Here is a 13,840-nt window from a genome sequence, read left to right as displayed (position 1 = left end):
CACCTATTTTTCTGCTACCACATAGTTAGTTAAACGACCAATTCCAGAGATTTCAACTTCAATTTTATCGCCATCTTTCATAAATACTGGGGGATTGCGTTTTTTACCTACACCACCCGGTGAACCTGTCAGAATAACATCGCCAGGAGATAAACGGGTAAAAGTACTGATATAAGAAACAAGTTCAGGCACAGTATGGACTAAGTTTTTGACATAATCGTGTTGCATTTCCTGACCGTTTAAATAGGTCGTTAAAGATAATACGGTAGGATCAGGAATCTCATCAGTCGTGGTTAAACATGGGCCAAACGCACCTGTACTTGGCCAGTTTTTACCTGCCGTAAACCAAGTATATTGCCAATCGCGGATAGAACCGTCCATATAACAGCTGTAACCCGCTACATGTGATAATGCATCTTCTTGCTTAATACGAAAACCACCTTTACCAATGATAATGGCAAGTTCACCTTCATAATCTAGTTCATTGGTAATAGCTGGTTTGAGAATATTTGTTTTATGCCCTGTTTGTGAATCAGGGAAACGAACAAATAATGTTGGGGCTGAACTGGTTTCATTAAACTCTGCTCTTTTTTCAGCATAGTTCATGCCAACACATAAAATTTTATTTGGATTCGGTATAACCGGTAAATAAGTGATATCTTGCTCATTAATGTCACTTGGAGCATTAACATAGGTTTTTGCTAGCGACAAGCCTTCTTCATCAGCAAGTAATGATTTCAAATCAGCATATTTATCACCGAATTTTTGTTTTAAATCAACAATACCATGATTAGTGAGAAGACCAAAACTTGCTCTACCAGAGACAAGATAACTGACAAGCTTCATGAGTACTCCTTAAAAGCTGTTTGTATTGATTATTACTATAAAATAAAAACAAACAACCCTAGTCTAGGCTAAGGTTGTTGTTAAAAAAATTTAACTATACTAAGAAATTGCCGAGAATAAGTAACGATACCGATACATTAATCGCACCACCAATACGGGTTGCAATTTGTGCAAATGGCATTAACTCCATTCGTTCTGCTGCGGTTAATATTGCAACGTCACCTGTTCCGCCTTGACCACTTTGACAACATGAAATAACAGCTGCATCTACTGGATACATACCTAATTTTTTCGCTACAAAGAAGCCTGTTGTTACTAAGCTCACTACGGTACAAACAATGACTGCTAAGTTAGTTAACGTAAATGCAGAAACAATTTTATCCCATGGAGTGATTGCCACACCTACCGCAAATAAAATTGGATAGGTTACAGACGTTTGGAAAAATTTGTAAACGACTTGTGAACCACTCAATACTTTCGGTGAAACACCAGATATTAATTTAACAAATACAGCTGCAAATAACATCCCTACTGGCGCTGGAATACCCGTCACTTTATGACCAATCATACCAACCATATAAAGGATAGCGGCTAATAATACACCTGAAGCAAATGTTGTCACATCGATAACAGAATCTGCTTTTGTTGCTTTTTTATCTGTAATTTCGTCTTCTTCTGACGCTGGTAATAATCGTCCGTTACCTGTTAAATGTGGATAAGCTTTACCAATACGGTTAAGCACACCACCACAGATAATACCCGTTAACCCACCTAACATTACGATCGGTAAAACACGACCTAAGGCTTCACCTTGTTCCATATGCAAAATTGCTGCGTAGCCAATTGAAAGTGGAATTGCACCTTCACCGACACCACCAGCCATGATAGGTAATACCAAGAAGAAGAAAGTTTCAAACGGTGTTAAACCAAGTAGATAACCGACACCAACGCCAACAAGCATCCCGACAATCTCACCACATACCATCGGTCCAAAGATTTTTAAGAAACCTTGAATAAGTGTTTTCTTATCCATGTTCATAATACTACCAACGATGATACAACAAATGTATAAATAAAGAATATGCGTATCTTTATAGAACTTAGTTGTTGCTTCAACAACTGGCGTAGGAAGAATTCCATAATAAACTAAAGCAGATGGAATGAAGGTTGCACAGATTGCTGCTGCACCCATTTTACCAACGATCGGTAAACGTTTACCAATTTCACCACACAAAAAGCCAAAAAATGCACAAGTGACAACCATAACAACGATTTCACTCGGTAACTTACCTGTTACTAACACTTCGGTGAAAATAAGAATACCAGCAATAATAAATAATGGAAGTGGAATTACACCAATTTTATAATTGTCCATGAGTCGCCACCAATTATAAGGCCACCCTTTTAAATTTTGCTCAACGGGCTTACTCGTTGATTCTTTTTGATTATGCGTTTTTCCAATTGAATTGAAATCCACCATATGTATTTTTTCTCCAAAATGATTTGATTTGTTCGAATTAATTGGCGCGTATAGTGACAAAATATGAATCTCATTTTTGTGATATAAATCATATTTTAACTGTGGTTTTTATGGTTTTAATGGCTCAAAGTTTTTTTATGCTGTGTTACACTCACCTCTACTTTAATTTGAAAAGTAAATGTAAAAATGCGAAAGAAAGTACAATTATCATTTACTACGAAATTATTTTTATCTCTTTTGATCTTTTCATTGATTATTTTAGCTCTATTACAAAGTTATATTTGGAATGCGACAGAAACAAATTTATACCGAAGTTTAGGTGAAAAAGCGCAAATTCAAGCAAGAGAATTAGCAGTAATACCCAGTTTAATAAAATATGTTAGAGAAAAAGATACGAATAAAATAGCTGAATTAGTAATTGATATTTTTCAACAAAGTGACGCAAGTTATATTGTTATTGGTGATGAAAATGCCCATCGCCTTTTTCATACTGCCAATAATGCCCTATTTTCACCCATGATTGGTGACGATAATCAGCAAGTACTCAATGGCAATAGCAGTGTTACCATTAGTAAAGGTTCACTTGGGTTAGCATTAAGAGGCAAAGCACCAATAATTGATCAAGGTAAAATTGTTGGCATTGTTTCAATTGGTTATATGATTGATGATATTTATGCACTACATATCAAACAAGTAATCCCTTTTATCTTTTTTTGTTCATTACTATTTTTAGCATTGTTTATCTTTTCTTATTGTTTTTCTAAGGCAATCAAAAGACAAATGTTTAATTTGGAGCCGAAAGAAATTGCATTACTGGTAAAAAGTCAAAAATCAATTATGGAATCCATTTTTGAGGGTGTCATTGCCATTGATCTTGAATACAAAATTATGAATATCAATCAATCAGCAAGATCGATGTTAAAAATTAAAGTCAAAGATAACGAATTGATTCATCATACCTTATGGGATTTTATTGAATCAACAGAATTTATATGTGGAAATGATAACAAGATCCGAGATATACATGATCATATTTGTTATTTTAATAATATTATTGTCATTGCTAATCGAATTCGAATTATGGTTGATAATAAGATTAAAGGTTGGGTTATTACGTTCCGTAATTACAATGATATTAACTTATTAAGCATGCAATTAACTCAGGTAAATCAATATGTGGATAATTTGCGCACATTAAGACACGAGCATCTTAATTGGATGGCAACACTATCTGGCTTAATTTATATGAAGCGTTACCAAGAAGCAGAATCTTTTATTGCGTTGCACTCTGCCGATAATCAAGCTAGCTTAGATTTTATAACTGAACATTTTAAAGTACCTGCTGTATGTGGTCTGTTAATAGGTAAATATTCTAAATCACATGAAATTGGTTTAAAACTGATGTTCGATCCTGCATGCCAGCTAAATGCATTACCCGATTCAATTACCGAAACAGAATTTATGTCTATTTTAGGTAATTTACTTGATAACGCATTCAATGCTAGTTTGAAAAACGATCGTGGCAATAAAACAATCTATTTATATCTTAGTGATGCAACCGATGAAATTGTTTTAGAAATTAGTGATCAAGGTTGTGGTATAGATGAGAAAATTCGTGATTCAATTTTTAAACCCGGCGTCACATCACAAGATACTAAAGAACATGGGATTGGTTTGCATCTCGTTTTGACTTACATTAAAAAAGCTAATGGCTATATTACATTTGAAGATAATGAACCTTACGGTGCAATTTTTTCCGTTTTCATACCCAAATAACATGAGGGATAAGAAAGTATGAATCAATCAAAAGATGATATAATTAAAGCACTTATAGTTGAAGATGAGCCAATTTTAGCTGAGCTAAATGCTGATTTTATTCAACGTGATACCAAAGTAAACGTTATCGGTATTGCCTCCAATTTAGCTGAAGCAAAAATAATGATCGATAAATTAAAACCAACTTTAATTTTATTAGACAACTATTTACCAGATGGAAAAGGTATCGATCTTTTTGAATATATCATTAATAATCATCTAGATTGTTATGTTATCTTCATTACTGCAGCCAGTGATATGGATACGTGTAGCAAAGCAATACGCTTGGGTGCATTTGATTATTTAATAAAACCACTGTCCTATCAACGTTTAAAACATTCGTTAGAGCGCTTTGAGCTGTTCTTATATCGGCAAAGCCTACAAAAGCATGTCAATCAACGAAGAATTGATGAACTTTTTAATTTGCAAACGAAAGATTTTGTCGGCATTAATCGTCATTCAAAAGGTATCGAGGAAATCACTCTACAAAAAGTTAAAGATCTATTTATGAAAACAGACAAACCGTTAACGGTAGATGATATAGTCGAAAATGCCCAAATCAGTAAAACGACCGCCAGACGATATTTAGAACACTGTGTTCAAACAAAATTATTAACCGTTGAACTTAACCATGGAAAAATCGGGCGTCCTGAAAGACTATATAAACGATTAGGTAAATAGTTCCAATTACCAAACACGAGTTAAGTACCACTAAAACCAGCTATCCATATAATTGATAATTATATAAATATGCTTATTTATTATTTTATCCTCTAAATATTTGATGCTAGATTGAATTTATCCAATCCTGAAACAGGATTGATTCTGCCGTATCAAATAAGAGGAGTAAGCATATGTCTATAGCGATAGGAAAGGTAGTCACTACCGAAAATAATGAAATTAACCAAGATGGCGCTTTTGTTCGTCAATCTAATCGATTTGATACTCCCTTCGGCAACGAGCCAGGCATGCTGCCGGTTGAATCGGGTCGTTATCGTTTAATTTGGGCGGCAATTTGTCCTTGGGCACACCGCCAGATGATAGCGATTAAGTTATTGGGGTTAGAGCATGTGATCAGTGTTGGTAAAGTATCACCCGTCCGTACCAGCCATGGTTGGGAGTTTTCGCTGGATCCTAAAGGCGTCGATCCGGTGCTCGGTATTCGCTACTTACCTGAAATTTATGCCTCGACAGATCCCAATTACCATGGTCGAGCAACCGTACCAACCATAGTGGATGTGAAAACCGGCAAAGTGGTTAACAATGACTATTTTAATTTAACCTACTACTGGGAAACCGTTTTTAAACCCTTTCATAAATCAGGTGCGCCCGATCTTTATCCTCTACATTTACGTAAGGAAATTGATGAACTTAACCATGTGATTTTTCATGAAGTGAATAATGGCGTTTATAAGGCAGGGTTTGCACGCTCACAAAAAGCTTACGAAGAAGCTTATCATCTTGTATTCAATCAATTAGATAAACTGGAGCAACGTTTAGACAAATCACGCTATCTATTTGGTGATAATATTACTGATTCCGATATTCGTCTGTATGTTACATTAGCACGCTTTGATGTTGCCTATTATTCTGCATTCAAAACTAACCGTAATCGAATTATTGATTACTCTAATTTATGGGCTTATGCCAGAGATCTGTATCAAATCCCGGCTTTTGGTAAAACCACCGATTTTGAAGCGATAAAAAAGGGCTATTTTTTGAGTAATAATGCGCATAATCCTTATGATATTTTGCCTTTAGGCCCTGATGTCAATAATTGGAATACCCCCCATAATCGAGATAAACGGTTTAGTACAAGTCACTAATTATTGGGATAATACGAATGCCAAATATAGTAGATATTGGATTAATTTTCAGCCAAATTCCGACATTACTTGCTTATTTGCCGGTCACATTGTTTATTACTCTTTTTTCAATGTTACTGGGAGTAATGTTAGGACTCATCATCGCTATTATTAAAATGAACAAGATACCTGTTCTTTCCCAGATAGCGATGATATTTGTTTCATTTATTAGAGGCACGCCATTGCTAGTGCAACTCTATTTAAGCTTCTATGGTATTCCTATTATATTACGTTATATCAATTATTATTATCATACCGATTTTAATGTTAACAGTGTTCCGCCAATGCTGTTTGTTTTGATTGCGTTTTCCTTTAATGAAGCGGCATATAATTCAGAAACAATACGTGCCGCATTACAATCGGTAAATAAAGGACAAATTGAAGCAGCACAGTCCCTTGGGATGACCTATAGCCAGTTATTACGTCGAATCATCATTCCGGAAGCCTTTATTGTCGCCCTACCCAATCTTGGTAACGCACTAATAGGCTTACTTAAGGGCACCTCCCTCGCCTTCGTTTGTTCTGTAACTGAAATGACGGGCAGAGGTAAAACCTTAGCTGGACATAGTTATCGCTATTTTGAAGTCTATATTTCATTGGCACTCATCTACTGGGCATTAACCATCATTATTGAATTAATCGTAAGATATTTGGAAAAGCGCCTTACGATATCTGACACGGTGAATACGCCAAGTTATCGACGAGGGAAGCTATTATGATAAATGTGCAAAATTTAACTTTATCTTTTCAAGATCATTCAATACTTAATAATCTTAATTTTCATATTAAACCTCATGATATTGTGGCAATTATCGGTGCGTCAGGAGCAGGCAAATCAACATTGCTACGATGCTTAAATTTATTAGAAAGACCACAATTCGGTAAAATTACTATTGACGATATTGAGTTGGATGTCAGCCGTGTAAAGCGATCGCAATTAGTCAGATTTCGCCAACAAACTGCAATGGTATTTCAACAATTTAATTTATTCCAACAAAAAAATGCATTAGAAAATGTAATGGAAGGATTAGTTGTTGTAAAAAAATATCCCAAAGATAAAGCACAACAAATAGCTTATGACAAATTAGTTGAAGTTGGACTAGGTGAAAGAATCTATCATTACCCCAAACAGCTATCGGGAGGACAACAGCAACGAGTAGCCATTGCCAGAGCGTTAGCCATGGATCCTAAAGTATTATTACTTGATGAACCCACTTCCGCCTTAGATCCTGAATTAGTCGGAGAAGTGTTAGCTACGATAAAATTAGCAGCAAAATCAGGTATAACTATGCTCCTTGTCTCTCACGAAATGAGTTTTGTGCACGAAATCGCAACCCGAGTTTTTTTCTTGGATAAAGGGCAAATAATAGAAGACGGCACACCCAAACAAGTTTTTACCAATCCAACTCAGCAAAGAACCCGTGATTTTTTAGCACGCTATTACAATACCATGCAAATGGAGTATGAAATCTAATGATTAAAAGAGGTCGTAATGAGTATTGTTTTACAACAACATTGTCAAAATATTAACTGGCAAGATGTCGCTGACTTGCTTGCCTTTTATGGACTCAGTTCGCTTGATGCAAAAACTCAAGAACAAGTCTTTAAACAGAGTTATGGCGTCGTTTTTTTACTGGAAAAAAAACGAGTAGTGGGTGTGGGACGCACATTATCAGATGGTATTTGTCAGGCAGCCATTTATAACATTGCGCTGGCAAACCATTTACATGGTCAGCAATTTGGACGGTTAATTGTGGAAAAACTGGTAGAACAGGTCAATCACTGTAATATCATTCTTTATACTCATCCCCAAACCATCGAATTTTATAAAAATTTGGGGTTCGATTTAATGAAAACGGGAATGGCTCGTTATCAGGTCGATCATCGAACAGAAATGAGAAATATGGGTTTTATCTAAAACTGTTTTAGCTTTATTCCGTAAAAAAAGGAGAGTAGCATTATGAATATCCCCACAAATTATTTTATTTCAGCTTTAAGCGTACTAACTTTAACTGTTTTGTTATCTGGCTGTGATAACGCCAAGGAAAACTCACCAACAATCCAAAAGGAAAAAATTACTATTGCTACCTCTGGTGCACCCAGCCCTTTTACAACAGTGAATGATAAAGGAGAATTAATTGGCTACGATATTGAGGTAGTCAAAGCGGTATTTGCCCAATTACCACAATATGAAATCAATTTTGAAGTTACCGAGTTTCCTTCGGTTTTAGCAGGACTTGACTCTCAACGTTATCAAGTCGGAGCCAATAATTATGCGATGAATGAAAAACGCAAAGAAAAATATTTTTATTCTTCGCCAATTTTCATGAACCAATATGTGATAGCAGTAGCTGAAAATAATGACAATATTAACCGTTTTAGTGATTTAAAAGGCAAATCGACTGAAGTTTCACCGGGGCTTAATTATGCTACAGCCTTAGAGTTATACAATGAACAACATCCCGATAACCCCGTCAACATTATTTACAGTGAAGCAGACTTACTGCCAGTGTTACAGCATGTTGAAACAGGACAATATGATTTTCAGTTAATTGATAAAGTCATGTTGTCACAATATATCAGCGAACATAACTTGAAACTCAAAAGTATCGATTTAAGCAACGAAGATGCTGAACGTATTGCTTCCCCCTATAGTTACTTATTGATCAGCAAAGGAAAGAAAGGTGAACAATTAACCAAAGATATCAATCAAGGCATCCAAAAGATCATCAATAATGGAAAATTATCAGAAATTAGTATTCATTATTTTGGTGCTGATTATTCACCCAAACAGTGAACTAACATAATCAAAATAACCAATTAGTTTATAGCTAAAACATTGGGTTAAATAGCGTTGCCTACCATAATGAAATAGATATATAAAGCACTTATTCACAATGCTTTAAAATGCTGAATATTATGGGCAAGGCTTAGTAAGGATTTATACTCAAATGGTATCAAGGTCTTTACTTTTACAAGTATCTTTAAGCTATAAAATGTAAGACTAGAAGATTTTCTTATTGATAATTAATGGCTCTTGGAAAGATGATTCCAGAGCCAAACTAATTAATCAACAATGATTCGTCCATTTAACGGTTGAATTGGTCGGTTATTATCATGCTGCATAATGGAATGAAATTTTTCGATTTGTGCTTTTGATGCATAACTTTCATGTTCTAACACAATCCACCTTACCCCTTCTGTACAAGGTGGCGTAGTCAGTGAACCACTAAAGCGGTAGTAGTCCAATACATTGGGTAATAACGCTTTTATATCAATGGTATTATCTAATAACAAACTATTATTAACCACTGTTGGCATTTGCTGCCATGCTTTTTCTAATTCTAAATTAGTTTTACCTTCATTGAACATTAAGGCCATTACCGCTAAATCGCCATTTTGATTTTTATAAACAAAATGCGCCTCCATCGGATAATGCTTACCGTTAATTTCATTTTCGCTAGGCGTATGAAAGTGGAATTGCTGCAATGTAAAAACTTCATCATCCAACGTTAAACTATTTTCACCCGATACATTGATTTGTATAGTATGACCATTATTAATCATTTCTTGCTTAGCAGAATTGAAAATAAGACTAAGCTCAGGATGATTTGTTTTAAACGCATGTTCAATATTGATTGGTGATTGATTCTTGCCATTTTCACAAGTTGAATATTCCGGTGAAAGCTTTCCCCAGTTTTCAGGCTTTTCTTGCCCATCATATCCCCAATGAGTGGTATGTTCATTTGCAAAACAGGGGAAGCTAAATGTTGCAATTAAAGCAACAATCCTTATGTTCAATTTCATAATTTCTCAATTTAATAATGTGATTTGTGGCGAAATTATAGACTTATTAAACTAGCCTGACTATCTAAAATTAGTTAATTAAAACAATTCTCTCAAAAACCTCATTAAGGCCTCTTAAAAAATTTGAACTGTTTTTTAAATAAACAATATATTTAACTAAATGTCGGTAAAATACAACCAATGCACAAAATTGCAATTTTGTCAATAAATTTTAAAAAATATAGATATTTCATTTCACTAATAAAAAATAATGCTCTATATTTCCTCAATAGTTTGATCTAAACGATAAATAAATTAGTTGAAATTTCTTAATTAAAAAGACAAGGTGTGATTAGATGAAAAGTATAAAAATAACAGGAGCTCGGATTCACAATCTTAAAGATGTTGATATTACTATTCCCAAAAACAAATTAACCGTTGCCACTGGTATAAGTGGATCAGGAAAGTCTAGTCTGATGTTTGATATTGTGTTTGAAGAAGGACGTAAAGGGTATCTTCAATCATTAGGAATCTTTCCGGGACTTGAAAATGAGAGAAAATTCGCAAGCATAGAGGGTATCGGCCCGACAATTGCAGTTAAGCAAAGCGTTGTACGTCAGAATAACCCAAGATCAACAGTCGGTTCAAAAACAAACATATTCAACCTTCTTGCCCTACTGTATTCAAGTGAAGGGCAGGTTAAATGTTCAGAGTGCAACGAAACTATTGGACAAGATAGTGTCTGCGCTAAGTGTGGACATGAGGAAGAGCGCCTTGAATTAGGCTATTTTTCCTATAATAACCCTAACGGAATGTGTATGAAATGCGCTGGCAGAGGCGCATATTATCACGTTAATATGGAAAAGCTTATTGCAAATAAAAATCCCACCGTTCGAGAGTTATTTAATTTTATCGGGGTAACCCCCGGTATACTTCGCGTCTTGGAAAGGAATTTCAAAGGCTATATGGATCAGCCTTATTTAGAAATACCGGATGAAATAAAAGAAGAAGTGGTAAACGGGCATTATGTCAGCAATAACAGTGCAAATCAAAGCTTCTGCTTATCAAGAATTTTGCAAGCTAAACACAAAAGAGGCGAATATTTAAATGGTCTGTACGAAATAACCCTCTGCTCAGAATGTCATGGATATCGCATTGGTGAAGAAGCTCGCAACATATTAATTAATGATAAACATATTGGTCAAGTCGGCAAAATGACTTTAGACGAGGCTAAAACGTTTTTTGAATCGGCATTAGAACTAAACGAAATAACGCAATTTGGGAAAAATCTTCTTAAAGATATTTTGGGTAAAACAAACTCATTAATTGCTTCTCGTTTAGGGCATTTATCACTTTATAGAGAAATGTCCTCACTAAGTGGCGGAGAAATACAACGACTCTTCCTTAATTCGCATTTGGAATCGAAACTGGAGTCACTTATCTATATTCTTGATGAACCCACAGTGGGTCTACATGAATCAGAAAAAATTGAACTTTTACAATCCATAAAAGCGCTTAAAGATTTGGGCAACACGGTTATTGTCGTGGAACATGACAGAAGTACGATAGAAATAGCTGAACATATCATTGATATTGGCCCAAAAGCGGGGATTGAAGGCGGAGAAGTTATTTATGAAGGTGATTATGCTGGTCTGTTAAAATGCGATAAATCATTGACAGGACAATATCTTTCCGGTAAAGCAAAAATGCCGGTAAGGATGTTAAAACAAAATATCGATGATTCTGCTATTCCCCGTTTAGTCATTCGACACGCCAAAACCAACAATTTAAAAGATATTTCAGTCGCATTTCCATTAGGCATTCTTATTGGGGTTTCGGGCGTTTCCGGAAGTGGTAAAAGCTCCTTGATATCGAGCACGCTAACGCCCCTGTTAAAAAGTTATTTTCGCTTAGACGCCAATAAGAACAATACCAATGGAGAAGAAAACGAAGTAGATTTTGAAGATGAATCACTATTAATCGAAACAATAGCAGAAAGGCTTGATGGTGCAGAAAATATTTCTGGCTTTGCTGAAGTATCGCAGGCACCAATAGGAAGAAATATAAATTCGAATCCTGTCACTTTTACCAAAATATGGGACAAGATACGCAGATTATTTGCAGAACAACCCGAAGCAAAACGGTTAAATTTAACGGCGGGACACTTTTCCTTCAATTCCGAGGGCGCTTGCCGAGAGTGTCATGGTAGTGGACGTAAAGCTATTTTTCCTGAAGGTAGTTTAAAGATGTACGCAACATGCGAAAAATGTAAAGGTAAAAGATATAACAACGAAGCTTTAACTGTCACGTATAAAGGGAAAAATATTTCAGAAATTCTTGATATGCAGATTTCGGAAGCGATAGCCCTATTTAGTGATAATGATGTCATCGTTCGTCCGTTACAGATAATGGAACGGATTGGTATGGGATATATAAAGCTTGGGCAACCCACTTCAACAATGAGCGGAGGGGAAACCCAAAGACTAAAACTCGCGAAGGAATTAGGACGGCAACGAAAAGGAAATATCTTGTATATCATGGATGAACCTACTACCGGTTTAAGCCTTTATGATACAGCTCAGTTGATAAAACTGTTGGATGAATTAATCAAAAGCGGAAACTCTGTGATTGTTATTGAGCATAATCATGAAGTTCTTGAATCGTGTGATTGGATTGTGGAACTTGGTCCTGAAGGAGGATTAAAAGGTGGTGAAATCATTGCCGAAGGAACCCCTAAAGACTTGGTGAAAAATCCAAAATCACTAATCGGAAAATACCTTACGATTTAAAAAGTGGATACTTGATTATGGCTAATATAAAAGAATTAGAAACCATTGATGCAGAATCGGTGGATATGAATCCAGATAAATTGAGAGAGCTGGATATCGCCTTGAATTTTCAACTCGGCATTATTAAAGGAATCGCTATTTTGAGAAAAGGCGGCATTGTGTTTGAAAAATATTTCAAAGGTTACCATGCTGAAAATACTCATCATCTCACTTCAGTAACACAAAGTGTTACTTCCGCTTTAGTGGGAATAGCCATTGATAAAGGATATATAAAAAGCGTCGATCAACCAATACTGGATTTCTTTCCAGAAGCGGAATCCAAAGCTAGTGATATGTTAAAGCGACATCTGACAATCAAACATTTACTAACCATGACTGCACCCTATTCTTGGAAAAAGAGTGAGCCATTAGATAGGTTGAGAAGGCAAAAGAATTGGACGATGTTTATGCTTGAAATGTTGGGACAAAAAGGCCAGCTTGGGGAGTTTCAATTCAATATGTCTAATGCGCACCTTCTTTCAGCGATTATTACGCGGAGTACGGGGCTATCAACCCGAGAATTTGCCAATAAATCATTTTTTAGTCATTTAGGGGTGAAAGAGATCGATGACCAACAGATGAAATCCTTTTCTAAAGAAGATGTCTATGGTGAAAGTATTACCGGTTGGATAAAAGATCCTCAAAATATCAATACTGGAGGCTGGGGACTGTCTTTAACTCTGCGTGATATGCTTCGTTTGGGATATTTGTATTTGAATAAAGGCCATTGCAATGACAAGCCAATCATTTCAGAAAACTGGATAAATGAATCGCTAAAACAGCATACGGAAGATTGTGGCTATATGTGGTGGCTTAGAGAAGATAAGGGGATTAACACTTTTCTTGCAGCAGGCATAGGCGGAACTTATCTCTATTGTGTTCCCGAAAAGGATCTGATAGTGGCAATCGTATCGAAAGTCGACAAGATGATAATCGACAGGTGGGAACTCATGGCGGATTATATCATTCCATCGATAACAGATAGTTAATTTTAAGTCGTTAACAAAATTTTGTTTCTGCAATTCATTCCACCAAAAGGCAAGAAGGTTTTACCGCCATGAACTGTCTAACAAAACGTTTTAGGTTGGGATAGGTGCTGTTCGGGCAGGTGCTATAAAGTGAAAAATATAATGGATATTTTGCTCTCGATAACATGTCGATTAGAAGCTTTTTTGCGCTAGAGAAAAATAACATCACTATTTATTAAAAAATAAACTTAA

General features: G+C 35.6%; 11 protein-coding genes and 1 pseudogene. 9 read left to right on the top strand and 3 right to left on the bottom strand.

The window, feature by feature from the left end; genetic code table 11:
- Window positions 1-3 precede the first annotated feature (3 nt).
- The gene (locus tag ACGH47_RS08255; protein ID WP_294828307.1) at window positions 4-846 is read right to left on the bottom strand and encodes a fumarylacetoacetate hydrolase family protein; all 843 of its coding nucleotides are present in this window, start codon (window positions 844-846) and stop codon (window positions 4-6) included.
- A gap of 94 nt (window positions 847-940) precedes the next feature.
- Window positions 941-2,233, bottom strand: a pseudogene (locus ACGH47_RS08250) (2-hydroxycarboxylate transporter family protein); the annotation flags it as partial.
- Window positions 2,234-2,512: 279 nt separating this feature from the next.
- On the opposite strand from ACGH47_RS08250, the gene ACGH47_RS08245 reads away from it, so the two are divergent.
- The 7 genes from ACGH47_RS08245 (at window position 2,513) to ACGH47_RS08215 (ending at window position 8,803) form a co-directional block, all read left to right on the top strand.
- Window positions 2,513-4,102: an ATP-binding protein gene (locus tag ACGH47_RS08245; protein WP_411623182.1), complete on the top strand. Its 1,590-nt coding sequence runs from the start codon at window positions 2,513-2,515 to the stop codon at window positions 4,100-4,102.
- Window positions 4,103-4,120: 18 nt separating this feature from the next.
- Window positions 4,121-4,822 (top strand): response regulator, encoded by a 702-nt coding sequence (locus ACGH47_RS08240; protein ID WP_065559672.1) that lies wholly within the window; start codon window positions 4,121-4,123, stop codon window positions 4,820-4,822.
- Window positions 4,823-4,995: 173 nt separating this feature from the next.
- Complete coding sequence (locus ACGH47_RS08235; protein ID WP_411623181.1) at window positions 4,996-5,967, top strand: glutathione S-transferase family protein; 972 nt, start codon at window positions 4,996-4,998, stop codon at window positions 5,965-5,967.
- Window positions 5,968-5,984: 17 nt separating this feature from the next.
- Window positions 5,985-6,725 (top strand): amino acid ABC transporter permease, encoded by a 741-nt coding sequence (locus ACGH47_RS08230; RefSeq protein ID WP_267351956.1) that lies wholly within the window; start codon window positions 5,985-5,987, stop codon window positions 6,723-6,725.
- Window positions 6,722-7,480, top strand: a complete 759-nt coding sequence (locus ACGH47_RS08225; protein ID WP_411623180.1) for an amino acid ABC transporter ATP-binding protein — start codon at window positions 6,722-6,724, stop codon at window positions 7,478-7,480. Before ACGH47_RS08230 ends, ACGH47_RS08225 begins: the two co-directional genes overlap by 4 nt.
- A gap of 18 nt (window positions 7,481-7,498) precedes the next feature.
- Window positions 7,499-7,924: a GNAT family N-acetyltransferase gene (locus ACGH47_RS08220; RefSeq protein WP_411623179.1), complete on the top strand. Its 426-nt coding sequence runs from the start codon at window positions 7,499-7,501 to the stop codon at window positions 7,922-7,924.
- Window positions 7,925-7,966: 42 nt separating this feature from the next.
- Window positions 7,967-8,803 carry a transporter substrate-binding domain-containing protein gene (locus ACGH47_RS08215; RefSeq protein ID WP_411623178.1) on the top strand — a complete coding sequence of 279 codons (837 nt, stop codon included), beginning with the start codon at window positions 7,967-7,969 and terminating at the stop codon, window positions 8,801-8,803.
- A 269-nt stretch (window positions 8,804-9,072) separates the two neighbouring features.
- Here ACGH47_RS08215 and ACGH47_RS08210 read toward each other — a convergent pair whose 3' ends face one another.
- Window positions 9,073-9,813 carry a carbonic anhydrase gene (locus tag ACGH47_RS08210; protein ID WP_411623177.1) on the bottom strand — a complete coding sequence of 247 codons (741 nt, stop codon included), beginning with the start codon at window positions 9,811-9,813 and terminating at the stop codon, window positions 9,073-9,075.
- Between the two features lie 455 nt (window positions 9,814-10,268).
- Here ACGH47_RS08210 and ACGH47_RS08205 point away from each other — a divergent pair, with 455 nt between their 5' ends.
- Together ACGH47_RS08205 and ACGH47_RS08200 are read left to right on the top strand one after the other, a co-directional pair.
- Window positions 10,269-12,581 (top strand): excinuclease ABC subunit UvrA, encoded by a 2,313-nt coding sequence (locus tag ACGH47_RS08205; RefSeq protein WP_411623176.1) that lies wholly within the window; start codon window positions 10,269-10,271, stop codon window positions 12,579-12,581.
- 17 nt (window positions 12,582-12,598) lie between these two features.
- Window positions 12,599-13,609, top strand: a complete 1,011-nt coding sequence (locus tag ACGH47_RS08200) for a serine hydrolase domain-containing protein (RefSeq protein ID WP_411623175.1) — start codon at window positions 12,599-12,601, stop codon at window positions 13,607-13,609.
- Window positions 13,610-13,840: the final 231 nt, after the last annotated feature.

Source organism: Gilliamella sp. CG16, from assembly GCF_046635785.1.
Taxonomy (GTDB): Bacteria; Pseudomonadota; Gammaproteobacteria; order Enterobacterales; family Orbaceae; genus Gilliamella; species Gilliamella apicola_I.
This window is presented reverse-complemented; position numbering and strand designations above follow the sequence as displayed.

What these genes read in the sequence shown, in the direction of transcription:
- ACGH47_RS08255 (WP_294828307.1), bottom strand. Translation starts at nt 846, where the DNA reads ATGAAGCTTGTCAGTTATCTTGTCTCTGGTAGAGCAAGTTTTGGTCTT.
- ACGH47_RS08245 (WP_411623182.1), top strand. Translation starts at nt 2,513, where the DNA reads ATGCGAAAGAAAGTACAATTATCATTTACTACGAAATTATTTTTATCT.
- ACGH47_RS08240 (WP_065559672.1), top strand. Translation starts at nt 4,121, where the DNA reads ATGAATCAATCAAAAGATGATATAATTAAAGCACTTATAGTTGAAGAT.
- ACGH47_RS08235 (WP_411623181.1), top strand. Translation starts at nt 4,996, where the DNA reads ATGTCTATAGCGATAGGAAAGGTAGTCACTACCGAAAATAATGAAATT.
- ACGH47_RS08230 (WP_267351956.1), top strand. Translation starts at nt 5,985, where the DNA reads ATGCCAAATATAGTAGATATTGGATTAATTTTCAGCCAAATTCCGACA.
- ACGH47_RS08225 (WP_411623180.1), top strand. Translation starts at nt 6,722, where the DNA reads ATGATAAATGTGCAAAATTTAACTTTATCTTTTCAAGATCATTCAATA.
- ACGH47_RS08220 (WP_411623179.1), top strand. Translation starts at nt 7,499, where the DNA reads ATGAGTATTGTTTTACAACAACATTGTCAAAATATTAACTGGCAAGAT.
- ACGH47_RS08215 (WP_411623178.1), top strand. Translation starts at nt 7,967, where the DNA reads ATGAATATCCCCACAAATTATTTTATTTCAGCTTTAAGCGTACTAACT.
- ACGH47_RS08210 (WP_411623177.1), bottom strand. Translation starts at nt 9,813, where the DNA reads ATGAAATTGAACATAAGGATTGTTGCTTTAATTGCAACATTTAGCTTC.
- ACGH47_RS08205 (WP_411623176.1), top strand. Translation starts at nt 10,269, where the DNA reads ATGTTTGATATTGTGTTTGAAGAAGGACGTAAAGGGTATCTTCAATCA.
- ACGH47_RS08200 (WP_411623175.1), top strand. Translation starts at nt 12,599, where the DNA reads ATGGCTAATATAAAAGAATTAGAAACCATTGATGCAGAATCGGTGGAT.